General features: G+C 46.8%; 12 protein-coding genes. All 12 read left to right on the top strand.

Going from position 1 to position 18202, the window contains the following annotated elements; translation table 11 throughout:
* Positions 1-458 precede the first annotated feature (458 nt).
* The 12 genes from ACFPFU_RS15075 to ACFPFU_RS15020 all read left to right on the top strand — a co-directional run bounded on the left by ACFPFU_RS15075 (position 459) and on the right by ACFPFU_RS15020 (position 18180).
* A complete protein-coding gene (locus ACFPFU_RS15075) occupies positions 459-2006 on the top strand; it encodes an AbgT family transporter (protein WP_377065602.1) in 1548 nt (515 codons plus the stop codon).
* 7 nt (positions 2007-2013) lie between these two features.
* The gene (locus ACFPFU_RS15070) at positions 2014-2880 is read left to right on the top strand and encodes a serine hydrolase (RefSeq protein WP_377065601.1); all 867 of its coding nucleotides are present in this window, start codon (positions 2014-2016) and stop codon (positions 2878-2880) included.
* 60 nt (positions 2881-2940) lie between these two features.
* Complete coding sequence (locus tag ACFPFU_RS15065; protein ID WP_377065600.1) at positions 2941-3267, top strand: four-helix bundle copper-binding protein; 327 nt, start codon at positions 2941-2943, stop codon at positions 3265-3267.
* A gap of 84 nt (positions 3268-3351) precedes the next feature.
* The gene (locus tag ACFPFU_RS15060; protein WP_377065599.1) at positions 3352-3741 is read left to right on the top strand and encodes a DUF2784 domain-containing protein; all 390 of its coding nucleotides are present in this window, start codon (positions 3352-3354) and stop codon (positions 3739-3741) included.
* 363 nt (positions 3742-4104) lie between these two features.
* A complete protein-coding gene (locus tag ACFPFU_RS15055) occupies positions 4105-4671 on the top strand; it encodes an RNA polymerase sigma factor (protein WP_377065598.1) in 567 nt (188 codons plus the stop codon).
* 79 nt (positions 4672-4750) lie between these two features.
* Positions 4751-5767 carry a FecR family protein gene (locus ACFPFU_RS15050; protein WP_377065597.1) on the top strand — a complete coding sequence of 339 codons (1017 nt, stop codon included), beginning with the start codon at positions 4751-4753 and terminating at the stop codon, positions 5765-5767.
* A gap of 108 nt (positions 5768-5875) precedes the next feature.
* The gene (locus ACFPFU_RS15045; protein WP_377065596.1) at positions 5876-9202 is read left to right on the top strand and encodes a SusC/RagA family TonB-linked outer membrane protein; all 3327 of its coding nucleotides are present in this window, start codon (positions 5876-5878) and stop codon (positions 9200-9202) included.
* Positions 9203-9213: 11 nt separating this feature from the next.
* Positions 9214-10686, top strand: a complete 1473-nt coding sequence (locus ACFPFU_RS15040) for a RagB/SusD family nutrient uptake outer membrane protein (RefSeq protein ID WP_377065595.1) — start codon at positions 9214-9216, stop codon at positions 10684-10686.
* Between the two features lie 12 nt (positions 10687-10698).
* Positions 10699-11076, top strand: coding sequence for a hypothetical protein (locus ACFPFU_RS15035; protein ID WP_377065594.1), 378 nt, complete (start codon positions 10699-10701; stop codon positions 11074-11076).
* Positions 11077-11134: 58 nt separating this feature from the next.
* A complete protein-coding gene (locus tag ACFPFU_RS15030; RefSeq protein WP_377065593.1) occupies positions 11135-13858 on the top strand; it encodes an amylo-alpha-1,6-glucosidase in 2724 nt (907 codons plus the stop codon).
* A gap of 123 nt (positions 13859-13981) precedes the next feature.
* Positions 13982-15961, top strand: coding sequence for a glycoside hydrolase family 172 protein (locus ACFPFU_RS15025; protein ID WP_377065592.1), 1980 nt, complete (start codon positions 13982-13984; stop codon positions 15959-15961).
* Positions 15958-18180 carry an MGH1-like glycoside hydrolase domain-containing protein gene (locus ACFPFU_RS15020; protein ID WP_377065591.1) on the top strand — a complete coding sequence of 741 codons (2223 nt, stop codon included), beginning with the start codon at positions 15958-15960 and terminating at the stop codon, positions 18178-18180. Before ACFPFU_RS15025 ends, ACFPFU_RS15020 begins: the two co-directional genes overlap by 4 nt.
* Positions 18181-18202: the final 22 nt, after the last annotated feature.

Genomic DNA, 18202 nt, shown 5'->3' with positions numbered 1-18202 from the left:
CGTGTTCCATTGCACTGGTGTTTTTCCGCGACTATCCGCTTCATCCGTGTCATCCGCGTTCCATAGCACCGGTGTTTATCCGCGACTATCCGCTTCATCCGTGTCATCCGCGTTCCATAGCACCGGTGTTTTTCCGCGACAATCCGCTTTATCCGTGCTATCCGCGTTCCATTGCGCTGGGTGTTCCGCGGGCATCCGCCACATCCGTGTCATCCGCGTTCCATTGCACCGGTGTTTTTCCGCGACAATCCGCTTTATCCGTGCTATCCGCGTTCCATTGCGCTGGGTGTTCCGCGGGCATCCGCCACATCCGTGTCATCCGCGTTCCATTCCAAAAAATCGGACTATCAAAATCAAAAACCACTTCCAAATCAAAAAATAAAACCATCTCAACGAAGAAATTCCCCTAATTTTTCGCTTTACCTTATTATTTTTGGCTTCAGGCAAAACAAAACCAAATGGAAAACACAGCGGCAAAAACCACCCTCCTGGACAAGTTTCTCAATTTTATAGAAAAAATAGGCAACAAGCTTCCCGATCCAGCCATCCTTTTTTTGATCCTGATGCTGGCCACCTGGTTTTTCTCGGCCATACTCGCTCCCATTGACTTTGGTGAAACCGATCCTAGAACGGGAGACAAGTTATGGATTCAAAACTTACTCACAGGCCCGGAAATGGCGGATTTTCTATCCCGGATGATCGGTGTCTTTATCAACTTCCCCCCTCTTGGCGTGGTTTTGCTGGCCATGCTGGGGGTAGGCGTCGCAGAACATTCGGGATATATCAATGCAGGTCTCAAATATTTGCTGAGCTTCACCCCCGAGAAATTGATCACACCGATTTTGATTTTGGTGGCTATCGTAAGCCATACTGCTGTGGATGCAGGCTATGTGCTGGTGATTCCTTTGGGAGGGGTTATATTTTATGCGGTGGGCCGGCACCCACTGGCCGGCATCGCAGCCACTTTCGCGGGAGTTTCCGGCGGCTTCAGCGCCAATTTTATCCCTTCGGCTATAGACCCATTGCTTCAAAGCTTTACCCAATCTGCGGCCCGCATCATTGATCCGGAAATTACCCTGAACCCCTTGAACAATATTATATTTACCGGACTTTCCAGCTTGTTGGTCATCGGGGTAGGATGGTATATTACCGACAAAATTATTGAACCTCGACTGCAGCGAACAACCGCCGTAGATGGCAATCCGGAAGATATCCCCGCCATGGAAAAACTTACCGCCTCCGAAACCCGTGGGTTCAAGATCGCTTCTCTGGTGATGGTCGCGGGGCTGGCGGGGCTTTTCCTGTGGGCATATCCCACAGATTCGTCACTCAGGGATCCGGATGGAGAGATCACTTCCTTCACAGCGCCTTTGATGAGATCCATTGTCCCTTTGATATTCCTTTTATTCTGGGTTCCGGGTATCCTATTTGGATTTATTGTAGGCAATTACAAATCTTCTACGGATGTGGTACAATCCATGAGCAAATCCATGGGAAGCATGTCGCATTACATTGTGATGGCATTTTTTTGTGCCCTGTTCATTGATGCCTTTGGCAAATCAAATATCGGCGCCCTGATCGCCCTTAAGGGTGCCAATTTTCTTCAAAGCATGCAGCTTCCCGGCCAAATAACCATTGTTGGCATTATATGTTTAAGCGCATTTGTCAATCTGTTGGTGGGCTCGGCTTCGGCAAAATGGGCACTTATCAGCCCTATTTTTGTACCCATGCTGATGCAAATAGGTATTTCACCGGACCTTACTCAGGCAGCATACCGTGTGGGAGATTCGGTTTCCAATATCATCACCCCGCTTCTCCCCTATTTCCCTCTGGTGGTTGTTTTTTGCCAAAAATATGTGAAAAATACCGGAATAGGGACTTTGGTCTCCATCATGCTCCCCTATTCCATTTTCCTGTTGATCACATGGACATTGTTTTTGCTGATCTATTGGGCTTTGGGCATACCGCTGGGCCTCCAATCCACTTACGAATACAACATGATGTGAAATCCGCATGAAAGACAATCCTCCATATGGTTTCCATACAACGTTAGCCGTAATCTATACGCTGTTATTTCTGCAGGCATCTTTTTGCCAAACAAGCGCACAGGAAAATATCAAGGCGTATCTAAATCACCTGCCACCGCACATCGAAATTTCATGCACGGTACAGCGGGGAGATGGCACCGTCCTCTTTTCCCACCAAGCTGAAAAACAGGTGCCTTCGGCAAGCATCATCAAGGTGCCGATTTTATTTTACCTTATGGAGGCCGTAGGGAGGGGAGAAGTGGACCTTGATGAGATACGCGAGCTTCAGGAAGAAGATAAAGCAGAAGGCAGTGGGCAGCTTCAGCTTTTTCCCGCTGGCAGCCGGTTTACCTTGAGGTACCTGGCTGAGGAAATGATCCGTATCAGTGACAATACGGCCACCAATATCCTGATCAACATTTTAGGCATGGAGAACATTCAGCAATGGCTAAAGGGCCAAGGTTTTCATGCCACCCAGCTTAATCGCTTGATGATGGATTTTGAAGCCATAGAGGCGGGACGGCAAAATTACACCAGTGCAAAAGAGATCAACCGGTTGTTTTTAATGCTTATAAATGAGGATTTCCTGTCTCCTGAATACCGGGATGAAGCCATACACCTGCTGAAATCATGTGCAGATGGCACTGCTTTTCGCAGGTACCTGCCACCAGAAACGGAAATGGCCCACAAAACCGGCACCCTGGACTATATCCGTGCAGATGCGGGTATCATTTTTATGGAAAAACCCTTGGTCATGGCCGTATTTGTAGAAGGTTTTAAAACACTTGAAGAAGCAGAGGTCATCATTGGACAATTCGCTAAAATGGCTTTGGAGGATTTCAAGGAAAATTGAATCCCGGGCACATTCTTTGTGCATAAAACACTTTATCATTTAACCATAAACTAAACAATCATGAACAGCAAATCAGAATTGATCCAAATACTTAACGAGTGTGCGGCAGCCTGCAATCACTGTGCCGATGCCTGTCTTGAGGAAAAGGATCTTGAAAAAATGATAACCTGCATACGGACAGACAGAGTGTGCGCAGAACTATGCAGCAGCACCGCCAAGATGCTATCCGTGCAATTTGGTCCTTTTGATGATTTATTGAAATTCTGTGAAAGAGTATGTGGTATTTGCGCAGATGAATGTGAAAAACATGATCATGACCATTGTCAGGAGTGTGCCAAGGCCTGCAGAAAATGCCAGGAAGCCTGTCTTGCCGTGCTGGCCTCCTGATAAAAATACCCTAAATCTTATTGTTCAACACCGACCAGCCGGCCAAAGGGTACCGGCTGGCCTCATTTACCTAAATGCTCTAGAATGGAACACCAGGGTTTACTTAAACTGGTCGACAACTTTTTTGTTGTCTTCCATACCGCGCTCATACTCTTCAACCTGTTTGCATGGATGTGGAAACCCCTGCAAAAGTGGCACTTTGTCACCATTACCCTTACTTTTGCGTCGTGGATTATCTTGGGGATCTGGTATGGGTGGGGGTATTGCTTCTTAACGGACTGGCACTGGGACGTACTTCGGGAGCTGGGAGAAACCGATCTTCCCTCTTCTTATATCAGCTATCTCATGGAACGGCTTTTTGGGCTTCAGTTCCCGGACACCTGGGTAGACGCCGTTACAGCAGGATTGGCCGTCATCGTACTGATCGCTTCCATCAAAGTCAACTTTTTCAGCAAAAACAGCCAAAAACATTAAGCTTTTTCAATAGGGGAGCCACTTTGAAAATCAACCCCCGGCGGTGAATTCAAAAAATGTATCCCGTTTTTCCTAATTCAATTAAATGGCAAAAAAATTCATTTTTTATCAAGTATCAGGTTTTACATTCTCAACAACGTACCAAACCACTATTATTATTCAAAATTGGTGAATGCTGCAAAAAGAAATATTTACGTTATAATCCATGTGATTTGCGAGTATAAATAAAAGGATATTTTTTAATTATCTGATAATATTTTTATTTATAAAGTCAGCATTCTTTATATTTGATGGAATTCGCGTGAAATAAAACAAACTTTCTACGGAAGGTTCTACTGCTTCGTCCCCAAAACAACAACAGAATTGGACTTCGCTAATTGTTCGGATAGTGAACTGTGGAGGTTGATAACCTACGGCAACAGGGAGGTTTTTCAACACCTCTATGAGACCTACTATGATGGGCTTTATTTTTATGGTATGCACATTACCCAGGATGAAGACAGGGTCAAAGATACCATACAGGATTTGTTTGTCCGGCTATGGACAAACAAAAAACAAATCGATATCCGGCATTCAATGAAGTTTTATCTCTTTTCCGCGTTCAGGCGAAACCTACTAAAACAACTGAAAAAAGACACCCTCAAGGTTGACAGCTCTGTATTGAACAATGTCTCACAAAGCCAAAACTTTATGGATGTTTGGATGATGGAAGAAAAGAACCAATCCACCGCCCTTTACCTGCAAAAATACATCAACCAGCTCAGTCCAAGACATAAGGAAATTGTCCACCTGAAGTTTTTTGAAGGGCTCAACTATAGTGAAATCAGCAGCCTGACCGGACTGGACCAGCAGTACCTTTATAATATCATCAATAAAGTCAGTGGACTGTTGAGAGCGCAGATAGACAAGAAAAAATTATCGGAGCTTTAAAAAAATCAAAAAAATATCCGGTTGATAGGTTAGATTTCTCCAAGTCAGGGTTCTTATAGGCAAATCTTTCCCAAAAACCTTGAAAAGAGAATTCAACCATATAGAAGATTTCTTGCAGGATCCTAGCTTCAGACGCTGGATACTGGATTCTGATTCCGGCAAAAACCTGTTTTGGGAACATTGGCGAAAAGAAAACCCAGAGAAAAAAGCGATACTTGACGAAGCTGCTTTGTTGCTGGAGGCGATGGCCAGCAAATCCCAAGTCCCTGATGAGGAAGAGAAAGCGGATGTTTTCAGGCGCATCAACACCAAAATCACCACCTTTGAAAACAGGAAGAGACATAAAAAGCAGTGGTTTGCTATCGCCGCTGGCTTCGTGCTGATCGCTGCTGTCGCTTTCTCCGTTCACTATTTTACGGGCTTATTTGAGCAGCCCAACGATCCAAGCCCTCTTGCCACGTCGGTCATGACTGAAAAGCAGAGTGAAAAAGGGCAAAAAACCAAGTTCATTTTACCGGATGGCAGTACAGTTTACTTGAATTCCGCTTCACGTATCGTCTATGACGGGGATTATTCTACCACAAACAGGAACATTTTCCTGGAGGGAGAGGCCTATTTCGAAGTGGCGCCTGACTCCTTGCTGCCTTTTAGGGTCACTTCGGCCAATGTGATGGTGGAAGCGCTGGGAACCAGTTTCAATATCAACGCATATGACGACCAATTCAAAGTACAGCTTACTTCGGGAAAAATAAAAGTGCAAAATGACCAGGACCAGGTTCTCCTGGAGCCGGGTTTGGAAACCACACTCACCCAAAACCGTTCTTTCGCCGTCAAAGCTTACGATTTAAGTAAAGCAGCTCTATGGAAAAACGGCATTATGCTGTTTGAAAGAACTCCTCTGGACGAATGTTTTCGGCAGTTGGAGCGGTGGTATAATGTGGAAATAGAGACATCAGGCGAGATGCCCTCTAACGCTGTGGTATCGGGTAAGTTTGATAATGACTACCTGGTCAACGTGATGGAAAGTATTGCCTATTCTTTGGACCTAAAATTTACACTGGATGGAAAAAAAGTAACCGTATACCTTGACAAATAACAATAGTGGCCACAAAAGCCACTATTGGAAGCCTTATTGATGATCTTAAGTTTCTCAGGCCCAATGTCATCAATCAAGAAATGAATCTTTCACTTCAATCCCAAAATTATGAAAAATAAATTACAGGTAATGATTATTCTTGGGAAATATTCATTATTCGGCATACTTCTGCAAATCACCCTCTTGCAGGTGTTATTGGCCGGATCCTCGAATGCTCAAAACGGCAAGGATATTTCGCAGGTAAACCTAAGTATCAGCCTAAAAGAGAAGTCGCTTCTCCATATTTTGGACGAAATTGAACATAAAACGAGTTTTAATTTTGTCTACAATGAAAAAAACCTCTCTGAATCCCACCGTTCCGACAAAGAATTCCAGTCCATCAGCCTGGAAGATTTACTGAAAGTCCTGAGTGTGGACTTTCAGCTTAGGTTCAAACAGATCAACGAAAGAATCAGCGTCAAACCCCTCGCCCGGAATCAATACAATCAAAACATCCCGGAAGTAATTGTACAAATTACCGTAACGGGTGTGGTCAGGGATGGAGAAGGTAATCCCCTTCCAGGAGCTTCCATCCGGCTGGAGGGAAGTGCTACCGGCACAGTGACAGACCTCGATGGCAGCTTCAGCATTCAGGTTCCAGACACAGGAGCCGTGCTGATCGTTTCTTTTATAGGATTTGAAACCCAACGTGTACAAGTGGGAAATCAAACCGAATTTGCCATCACCCTTGCCGAAGATGCTTCTTCCCTTGAAGAATTTGTCGTCACGGGTGTTGCAGGGAGCGTGGCCAAAGAAAAACTGGGCTTTACGATTGAAAAATTAGGTCCGGAGATTTTGCAACAGGTACCGGGTGTAAACGCGGCCAACTCCATCCGCGGAAAAGCGGCGGGGGTACGGGTGAGTTATCCTTCGGGAGCACCGGGAGCCAGTCCTGAAATCCAGCTGCGCGGCGCTACCGCTATCTTCGGATCCTCTAACCCCTTGATTATCGTCGATGGGGTACTGACAGAAGGCAACCTTCAAGACATCAATGCAGAGGATATCGAAAACATCGAGATCCTAAAAGGTGCTGCAGCATCCTCCCTGTATGGGTCCCGGGCAGCCAATGGAGTGGTCAGCATCATTACCAAACGGGGCTCCTCTCTCGCTTCCGGTGGAAATGAGATCACCTACCGAACCGAAGTAGGCCAATCATTTATAGGATTTGCCCCACCAAAAAGTGAATCCACCAATTTTGAAGTTCAGGGAAACGAAGTGCTGTATGGCAATCCCAGACCGGACAATGTCTTTGGAAACCCCTATCCGGTGGTCACCGACCCCGTGGGCCAATTCTTTAACCCCGGCTCTTATCTCACCAACCACATCGGTTTCCAGTCCAACAGCAAAGACGGTAACACGGCCCTCTTTTCATCCGTACAGAGCACACGGGATGCCGGGGTAGTGGACCTGACCGACGGGCAAAGAAGAATAAATTTCCGTACCAACATCGATCATCATTTTAATGAAAGGCTGAAGTTCACCGCCAACAATTTTTACTCCCAATCGGCTATCGACATGAGGGCAAATGGCATTTGGGACATGTTCTATTACGCGGATCCCAATGTGGATTTTCTGCAAGACAATGATGATGGGACACCTTACAAAGTGGATCCCAACAGGTTGGGGATGCATGAAAACCCCCTCTACAATATAAGCAACACGGTGAACCGGCAATCAAGAACCCGTTTTCTCGGATTTTACGGATTGAATTATCAAGTCCTTGATTTTCTCGAACTGAAAGCGGCTTACGGAGTGGACAGGTTAAGCACGGAAAATTTTTCCCTGACACCCAAGGGCAAGTTGAATGTCAACCAACCCCCTTCTGTAGGAAACATCTTCAGAGGCCAATCGAACACCATGGCCCAGACCTTTCAGGCAGATGCGCTCCTGACAAGTGAGTGGGGTAAGTTCAAAAACAGGATGAACCTACAATATCTCTACGAGAGTAACGAGATCAATTCTTTTAACGGCTCCGGTACCCACCTGGCGGTAAAGGGAATGGACATCACCAATCTTAACCAAGCCTCAGAAAACCTTAATATCAATTCCTTTAAAACGATGATCGTTGCCAATAATATTTCGGCCATGTTTTATAGTGATTATGACGACAAATTCATATTTGATGGCCTGATCAGGAGGGACGGTGTATCTTTGTTTGGATCAGAAGAACGTTGGCAGACCTTCTTCAGAACAGCCGGAGCCTACAGAATCACCCAGGACTTCGATATCAGGGGCATTCAAGAGTTAAAAGTCAGAACATCCTACGGTACTGCAGGGCTGAGGCCACCATTTGAAGCCCGTTACGAAGTAGTCGGACTCGCCAATGGACAGATCACCAATCCCATCACCTTGGGAAATGAAAACCTCCGCCCTTCCATCTCCAGGGAATTGGAAATGGGGATAGATATGAGGTTTTTGGATCGTTTCACCTTTATGTTCAATTACGCCCGTTCCCTGAATACGGATCAAATTCTCAACGTGCCTGTTTCCGCCTCCACGGGCTTTTCATCCCAATGGCAAAATGCAGGCACATTGGTGGCCAAAGTCTTTGAAATGAGTTTAGGGGCCGACCTGGTCAACAAACCCAACTTCAGCTGGAACCTGACCGTGAATGCCGACCGGGTCCGGCAACAGGTGACCGCTTTGAATACCGAGCCTTATTCCATCAATGCCGGGCTGTTCCGTATCGAACCAGGGGTGAATTTCGGGACCATATACGGGCATAAGTGGGCCACCAGTTTGGACGAAGTGGCCAATCAGGTGCCTGCGGAAGCCAGTGTAACGGATCATTTTGTGATCAACAACCAAGGCTATGTGGTCAGTACCGGCACCATAGGCACCGTGGATGAAATCCCCATCAAGGTCCGGGATGACAATGGCAACCCCATTGACACCAAAATCGGGGACATGAACCCGGATTTTACCATGAATTTGCTTTCCAACATGCGCATACACAGGGTAAACCTGTTTGCTTTATGGTCATGGCAACAAGGCGGGGACATTTATAACCATATGCGGCGCTATATGCTTGTACACAATGTGGGAAGAGAGCTGGATCAATTCGGCAAACCTGCCAATGAAATCAAAGCCGCGCGCTACTACAACGAACTGACTTCCTGGAACAACAGCCATTTTGTGGAAGATGGCACTTTCGTCACCTTAAGGGAACTGGCTGTCAATTACCAGTTGCCCCCACGACTGCTGGACAATTTCTTTTTAAAGAATGTCTCGGTCGGGCTGGTTGGCAGAAACCTGCTGATGTTCACCCGGTATTCCGGCTTTAATCCGGAAACAGGGCACACCGAGGGCGGCGTGGACTCGAATGTCTTCAAATTCGACATATCCAGCTATCCCCTTTTCAGGACCTTTTCAGGCACCGTTACCGTAACCTTTTAACTCCGAAACCCATGAAAAATTTATCATATATATTCCTCATGGTCCTGCTGATATCGGTTTCGGGCTGTGAAATGTTCAATGAATTGGATGTGGAAAACGAAAACTCTCCCAATCTGAGCCAGGTTTTCGCAGACCCTCAGGAATACCCGAGTTTGCTTGTCGGATCCTACCGGATCTGGTGGAACCAATCCATTGGCCCCAACCCTAATTATGCACTCAGTACGGCCGCCGAGGCCTCTACTTCCGGCTATGGCTCTTGGGGTATGGGTGACTATTACAGGGTGCCCCGTCAACCCATCAACAATGTGAATGTGGACGACCCGGTCCTGGATCCGGTTTATGGGTCTTGGTATGCCTATTATGCCGCCCTTCCTGCTGTCAATAACATTATCAAAGGCATCTTGGAAGGCAACGAGGTAATGGTGGGCAATGATGATTACACCCAGGGCACTCTGGCCCACGCCTACTTTCTGCAAGGTCTTATATACGGACATTTGGCCATCACCTATGACAAGGCTTTTCTCATTACAGAAAACACGGTACTTGAAGAATTTGAATATGAGTTTACCGAAGCCAGTGACCTTCTGGATTTTGCCCTGAGCAGAATGGACCAAGCCATAGAAATCTGTAACACACACAGTTTCAGCGACCCTGTCTCAATGCTTAACGGTAACACCTTTGACAATGCAAGCCTTGCTGCATTTATCAATGCCAATGCGGCGAGAATATTGGCTGCCTCCGCCAGAACTGCCGCGGATACTCAATCCATTGATTGGAACCGGATAAAGAATTATGCAGAAAATGGCATTACCTCGGACTTTACGGTCTTCGGTGAAGTAGGCTGGGTAGGACTTGCCATATCCAGGGACACCAACAACATTATCCATTTGCTGGCTTGGGACTGGATCAGGGTTCATAGCCGTATCCTTAACATGATGGCACCCAGGGATCCAAATGCCCCTTATCCCTGGCCGAACAATACCATGGCTTTGGGGGAAATCAATTCCCCTGACAATCGCCTAAATACAGATATGGAATATGCGGGGCAACATCCGGCATGGAATCCCGCGGTGAGAGGTTACCATGTATTGAGCATGTATAAATATACCCGTTTCTTTGAGTCCTTTGGACGGACAGGCACGGGCCCCATCCATTTCTTTCTTAAAGCCGAAAATGACCTGCTGCTGGCTGAGGCACTGCTAAGAACCGGAGGCAACAGCCCCCAAGTCGCAGACCTTGTTAACAACACCCGGGTGGGTCGTGGCCAACTGACACCGATGACAGGAAGTGAATCGCCGGAAGAAGCGTTGGACAAGCTCTTTTACGAAAGGTATGTGGAACTTTCCTGGACATATCCGTTACTGCCTTACTTTGACAGGAGAAGGACGGACGACCTGATGCCGGGTACAGCCAGGCAATTGCCCATCCCAGCCAAAGAACTGATTCTTAATGGCTTTGAAGTGTACACATTTGGAGGAAATTAAAATCAGGAAATCATGAACTTAACAGCAAAAAATATCAAAACCCTCGTCCTAGTGTTGTCACTCATCAGTTTGTTTGCCTGTGACAGGACCTTTGACATGGAAACCATTTCCGTCACACCACCCGAACTGCACATTTATGTGACAGAATCCGGTAGTCCTATATCGGGCGCCACCGTGAACTTGTACAAAAATGCTTCGGACAGAGAAAACGGAACCAATGCCGTCACCAAATCCGCTGACGGTTTGGGGCTGGCCATATTTGAGATGTCCGAACTGGCGGAGCCGGGTGTGTTTTTCCTGTCTGCTGAATTCGAAGGAACGGTGGTCGAGGCAGAGACCCCGTACCTCCTTCTAAATGATGGCCATACACGGTTTGAAATAGATTTTTAAAACATGGTCAGATCCGAAAATATAAAAGTTTCGGATCTGACCCGATAAATTCGACGAAATGAACAGCCGTATTTTATCTTGCGCAGCTGTAGGTTTACTACTGCTCCAGGGAATGGCACATGCCCAAAAGGAAAAGCCTATCTGGAACAAGTCCCTTGATTTACAACCCCAAGACCCCATCTATACCACCTACGCAGCGGCACAGGAAAGATCCCAATACCTGAGGGATCAGGGATATGAGTTTCCATATTATAAAGAAGATCAAGCGCTGGGATTTTATTCTCAAAAAGGAGGGGATATTTGCCTGATGTTTAAACAAAATGATTTATTGGTAAAAAACATTGGGGATTACTATCGCAGACCTGCCTTGCATACAACCACGCCAGATCTTGTACATTTCAGTGCAATGCCTATCAAGGGCTTCGAAGTAAAAGGAACTTATATGGTGTATGCTTCCGGTATGGTGATACAGGAAGTGGACGTGGAAAACCAGTCAGACGATGAAATGGATATAACCCTAATCCCCTACCTCCAAAACCAATACCGGCGATTTGATGCTGTCAATTTAGCTACAGATGACAGTTATTTGACCTTCGAGCACCAAAAGTACCCTGATGGCTGGTCACTTGCACATGGCATTCCCTATGTGGATTCGTTAAAAAACCTGTTTCTGCTTCCTGAAGGCACAACCAGCCTAACTGCTGCCAATGTTTGGAAAGATGAATTGCCCCGGCCCGCCTATCAGTTTGATATGGATAAGGCGCCTACCATGCAAATATTTGGAAGGGCGTATGAAAAAGGGGAAAGATTGGTTGCCGGTATGGATTCCGTCAAAATGATGGCATGGGTAAACGGCGATACCAGCCAAGTGATCACTGCCTCCTCCCCTATTTGGGGAAGTGCCATCCCTACAGTGGGGGATGAGGGTTTATTCAGACTGGAACTGGCCCATCTCATTGATTCAGAAAGCGCAGCAGCAAACTTTGAAGTCATGTACTTCAACGAAGGGCTGAAAAAAGGCCAAAGCCAACCTGTTGCATTCCCTTCAGAAGAAACCACCAAAAGGATCGATTTCGATGACTGGCAAGATGACTTTCTGCATCCTCCCCAAGTGGAAGTACACCGCTCTGAAAATGGCGCGTACACCATCAAATGGTCCAAAGTCAAGGGCGCCAACCATTACAGGATCTACAAAAGGGAATACCCTGCCCCTGTCTACAAATGGGTAAAAAGCACCACCAAACTGGAATTTGAATTCAATGGGGAGGTGCGCGAAGGACAGCTTAGGGGTTACATCGTCGTTCCTGTAGGCCGGCATCCCGGGATGCATTCCCAAGAGGTGCTGAATATGCCGCAGGTGCCTTTTTCCAAATTCCTTCAAGGGGAACACCAGACCATACATACAGATGCCAATAAGTATCTCGCCGGGAAACTGGATATAAAACTTGAGGCGGGCGAAAAGAAAACTTACCGGTGGGTCCGGGTATCGGACCACTTGGGTACCCCTGACCGGCAATTGCTCACCGCGGCTCAACAAGCTGCAAATGTGAATCTCCAACCCTATATTGCCAAACACTTGGCGCAACTGGACCGGGTGCCATCCCCCCAATTCGATAAAAACAAGGCTTTGCTGTATTGGAGCGCCTGGAATATGATGAAGCAGGTCTTTTACCCACCGGAAGGGGCCAGCAGCTATAATTACTATGTCTTTTCCCGCGAACCTGTCTGGGGCTGGGGGCATGGAGGGCAGGTCTTTCATGAAAGCATCACCATGCTGGCCTATGCTTACCTGGATCCCAACGGTGCAATGGATTCTCAGCGGGTTTATAAGGAAAGGCAATACGAAAACGGCTATATCAATTACAGGACCGGCGCCTATCTGGATGAAATCATTGAACACAATGACCAACTCACCTCCTCTGCGCCCTGGTACAACTGGCTGAACTGGGAAATTTATCAGATTACCGGGGATAAAACCTTCCTCGAAGAAATGTATGCTTCCGGAAAGAAGTTTTACGAGTTCTATGTCAGTGAAAGGGATGCGGATGGTGATGGCTTGCTCGAATGGGGAGGGCACGCGGTATTGGAATCGGTAAGGGATGCCTTGGTGGCGGTATGGGACGAAGTAGGCTGGCCTTCCAACTTCGAATCGGTGGACCTGAACTGCATGATGGTCATGGAAGCCAAATCCCTGGAGCAAATGGCCATGCTTTTAGGGTTGGAAGAGGAGGCCAAAAAATGGCGGGAGGATCATGAAGAGCGCGCAAGGCTGATCAATGAAGTTTTCTGGGATCCTGAAACGGGTTTCTACTACAATGCCAACAAGGAAGACAACAGCTTCACCTTCAAAGAAAAGGATGACCTTAAAAGGGCAGAGATCATAGGCTTTCTACCCATGTGGGCAGGAGTGGCTGATGGGGAACAGGCTAAAGCCCTGGTGACCAAACTCACCGATCCTGCGGCTTTCTGGCGGAAAAACGGTGTCCCATCACTGGCGGCCAATGACAGCTATTATAACAGCAAAGGCTATTGGAATGGGCCCGTTTGGGTAGAATGGAATTACCTTATATATAGAGGGCTGAAAGACTATGGCTATGATGATTTTGCGTGGGAGTTAACCGAAAGACTTTCGGGTGTCATGGTTTCCCAGCTGCGCCAAAACCATAACCTTTGGGAATTCTACAGCCCTGATGAAGATTGGGCCGGATACCATAAAACTTATATCTGGGCTGGAATTATCAATAGGATGTTGATCGATGAATATCGCGAAGCGAAAGATTAATGGAAAAAACACCGCCATATCCCCAAAAAGCATACAATAGAAATGCTGGCACTTCAGTCAGCAGGATCTCCACCCATTCCATTATCGCTAATCCCTGAAATTCTGTAACTAATACACAACAACATGAAAACCACCAACCGGCACAGGCTCGCAATCATTCTCCTTTTGGCAATGATCCAACTTGGAGCTTGTCAAAACAAAAGAGGAGGAAGTGACAGGACCTGGTTTTTTGCCGAGCCATTCCCCTATTTGGACAGGGCCAAATCATTTCAGATATCCAGTTATGATACCACCGGAGGCAACAACGACAGAATAAATATTCACGCCGACAGCACCGTCACCATTGCTAATATTCAAGGGGAGGGCATGATAACCAGGATGTGGTTTACCATTGACAGCAGAGACCCCCATTTTCTAAGGCACATTTTACTGAGAATCTATTGGGATGATGAAGCCTTCCCCTCTGTGGAAGTTCCCATCGGTGACTTCTTTGGGAGCGGCTTTGACTACCGCCACCACCTGCCCCGCTATGTTGGCATGTCCAGCGGCGGCTATTACTGCTATTTCCCCATGCCCTTTAAAAAAGGGGCAAGGATAGAGATCGCCAATGAAACCGGTGAGGAAGTTTACGCATTTTATTATCAGATCAACTACTATGCGCTGGAAAAAGGCACCCTGCCAACCGATACCGATTATTTTCATGCCTATTGGAACAGGGATATCCGCACCGATTATCCGGAAAATTATGTGGCCTTGGAAGCTGAAGGGGACGGTTTCTTTGTTGGGTTGAATTTTAACGGACAGCCATACAACAGGAGCCTGTTCTACCTAGAGGGCGATGAAATGATTTTTGTGGACGGTGAGACCCGTCCCTCGGTTTACGGAACCGGTTTGGAGGATTATTTCACCAGCGGTTGGTATTTTCAGGACGGTGAGTTTTCTGCGCTATACCATGGTCTGACTTTGTTGGACACCGAAAATGGCCGGGTCACTGCTTACCGGCACCATATACCGGATGCTATTCCGTTCAAAGAATCTATAAGCGTTACGTTGGAACACGGCCATGGCAACAAAGAAGCGGCTGATTTCAGCACCACGGTTTTTTGGTACCAGCGGGAACCCCACGCCCCTTTTCCGGTGATGAAAGGCCCTAGGCAGCGAACGCCGCTTACCCGCCTTATTCCCAACAATGCCATTCCCCCATCTGCTTTAAAAGTAAAACCACCGGGAAAAGCCCAAGTGGAAGATGTGGGGCATCTTGGTCCAGATTGGCTGGATAACGAACAATTGGTTTCCAAAGATGATGCTTTTACTCTGGTGTTGAAAGATTTGGAAGAGGCCGCTTATGAGGTAGACATTTTTATGAGTCAAGGCCCTGACTTCGGCACCATCAGCATATTGCATCAGGACAAACCTCTCGCATCATTTCACGGCCACGCAGACAAATTGAGCCCCAAGGGAAAAATCGGGTTGGGCACTCTGAATCCAGATGAGGAGGGGAAATTGGAGATCCGATTTGAAGCCGAAAAAGGGACATCCGGGAAAACAGGAGCGGGAATTGATGCTTTTGTATTGACCCCAAAACGTGAATATGTGCCCGAATGGTACCTGATAGGTCCTTTTCCCAATCCCCGGCTTTCTGACTACCAAAGGTTTGGATTAGACTCTGCCTACACCCCGGAAAAATCAACAGCCCTTGACAAAACACATGTTGGAATTGATGGCCAGCCTCTGAAATGGTTCAAAGTAAGTGATGGCAAAGGGGGCTATGATATGGGGCTATGGCAATATTTTGATCCCTATGAATTCATCATCATTTATGCCCACACCTACATCTACTCCCCGGAAGAGCAATCTGTGAAAATGTTCATCGGTAGCGACGATGGCTCCAAAGTCTTTCTCAACGACCAAATGATCTACAGGTTCCTGGATGTGAGAATTGCCGCACCCGACCAGGATGAGGTAGAAGTCACCCTGAAAAAAGGCTGGAACAAACTATTGGTAAAAGCTGAAAACAACTTCGGGGGATTTGCCTTTTACCTCCGCTTCAGCGACCCCTTAAACAACCTTCATTACAGTGCAGACAAAAAACCACCTCTATGAAACCAATACTGATTAGTTGGCTATTGTTCAGCTTAATTATGCCTTTCTCACAGGCGCAGCATCTTGATATCAAGGATAGTTATTTGATCATGAATGCCGGAATCCACGACCCTGTGTATACCACCTACACGGCCGCGATGGAAAGGAGCCGGTTATACGGGGATCAGGGATACAAAATGGTCCACTATGATGAAAACCGCCCCATCAGTTACACCACAGAGAAATCCGGGGAGTTTTTTCATTTTTTTCTGGTAAACCAAGTGGTGGTGGATAAAGTGGGAAAGTTCCACAAAAAACCGGTCATTAAGGCTTCCTTTCCGGACATGGTCATCATGGAATACGAACTGATGGAAGGTTTAAAAGTGGAAGAAACTTTTCTGGTATACAGTTCGAGCCTGGCCCTGGTGGATCTTCAAATCACCTCCACCCATGACAAGGAACGGGAGCTGGTCTTTTACCCTGTCCTCCACCCGGTACGGGGCAGTGCGGAAATCACTTCATTTCATAAAGAACTGAATGGTTATGAAATCAACAGGCAACATTCCTTAAAAAGGCTGATCAGCAACCTTTCCGAAAATTATCCCTATCCCACCCGCTTACGGGATTATTTTACGGCGAATTTTGACCTCTATTCCTATGGCACGTTGAACGGAGAATATGCCGATTTGATCCAGGAAGTCAAAACGGATTACTATGATCCGGATTTCAAAAATGATACCCTGAATCTGCAAGCTTCCGGAGAGGCGGACATGATTTTGCTTCATCATAAGTTTGCCATTCAGCCCGGAGAGACGGTCCATCTGCGGTATTTTAGGGGAACCCAACCCCAGGACGAGACGCCAGATCCGCTTAAAACCGAACTAAAACGGTTAAAAAACCTTTCCCTCCAGGAATTTGTGGACAGCAATGTGGACCTGTTCGAATCCATTCCCAGAATAAATTTTGAGGACAGGAATGAGCATTTGCTTTATTTGAGCGCTTTTAACCTGGCCAGAGGAAGCATGCTCCCGCCGGAAGGTGAAGCCAATCGCAATTTCTATGTTTTTTCCAGGGAACCTTTATGGGGCTGGGGCCATGGCCATCAGGTGTTGCATGAGTCTCTCAGTATGCTGGCCTATGTATATCTCGACCCGCAGTCTGCCATGGATTCCCAACGGATTTATATGGACCAACAGGGAGAAGATGGGCTGATCGCCTACAGGCATGGCCCAAGGGGGCCCCAAACCTATCCCCACCAGGGAAAGCCCACAACCTCAGCCCCTTTCTTCAGCTGGATCAACTGGGAAGTTTATAAGGTGGCCAAGGACAAAAGTTTCTTGCAAGATGCCTACGATTCAGGTAGCCGCTATGTGGATTGGCTCCATAAAAACAGGGATGAAGATGGCGACGGTACTTTCGAATGGGGGCCTTATGGATTAATAGAGAATGTCAGGGATTGGTATAATGTAGTGTTTCAGGTAAGTAAGGAACGGTTTCTCGATGTGGACAAGGAAGACATTTCGGATGAGCTGGAATGCCTGGACCTTTCCACGATGGTGGTGAAAGAAATGCGTTCGCTTAGCAAGATGGCTGAAGTTTTAGACAAACCTGAAGAAAGCAGGCAATGGACCCAAAAAGCAGACGACTTAAGCACACTCATACACGAGCGTATGTGGGAAGACAGCATGCAATTTTACTTTAATGTGAATAGGGAAGACCATGGTTTTTGGTTTATGGACAGGGACCTGAGAAGGGAAGAGATCATCGGTTTTCTGCCCTTGTGGGCGGAATCAGCCAGCCCTGAAATAGCGGAAAAGCTGGTTCAAAAGCTTGTTAACCCTGATAAATTTTGGCGGAAAAACGGGGTTCCCACCGTAGCGGCAGATGACGAATGGTACAGTGCTTATGTGGATTATTGTTGCAAATGGAACGGCCCGGTTTGGTTGTTATGGGATTACATGGTCTTTGACGGTTTGTTGAATTATGGTTATACGGATATTGCCGCTGAACTCAAAAACAGACTGGTGCAAACCGTCAACACCCAGCTTTCCCACAACCACAATTTTTGGGAGTCCTTCTCCCCCGACAATGAAGTGCTCGACAGTCCCTCCAACTATATCTGGGATACCATTATGGCCAAAATGCTGATAGACCATTATTTGGGGAGAGATGATCCACAAAAGGAAAAAAAGCCGCAAGGCGGCCCGTACATTGACGAAAATCCGACTGGTAAAAAATAACCTGAAATCCCGTCCCGTAAAC

The organism is Negadavirga shengliensis (assembly GCF_042652345.1).
Classification (GTDB): Bacteria; Bacteroidota; Bacteroidia; order Cytophagales; family Cyclobacteriaceae; genus Negadavirga; species Negadavirga shengliensis.
Note: the sequence above shows the minus strand (reverse complement) of the source record. Positions and strands in the feature narration are given on the sequence as shown.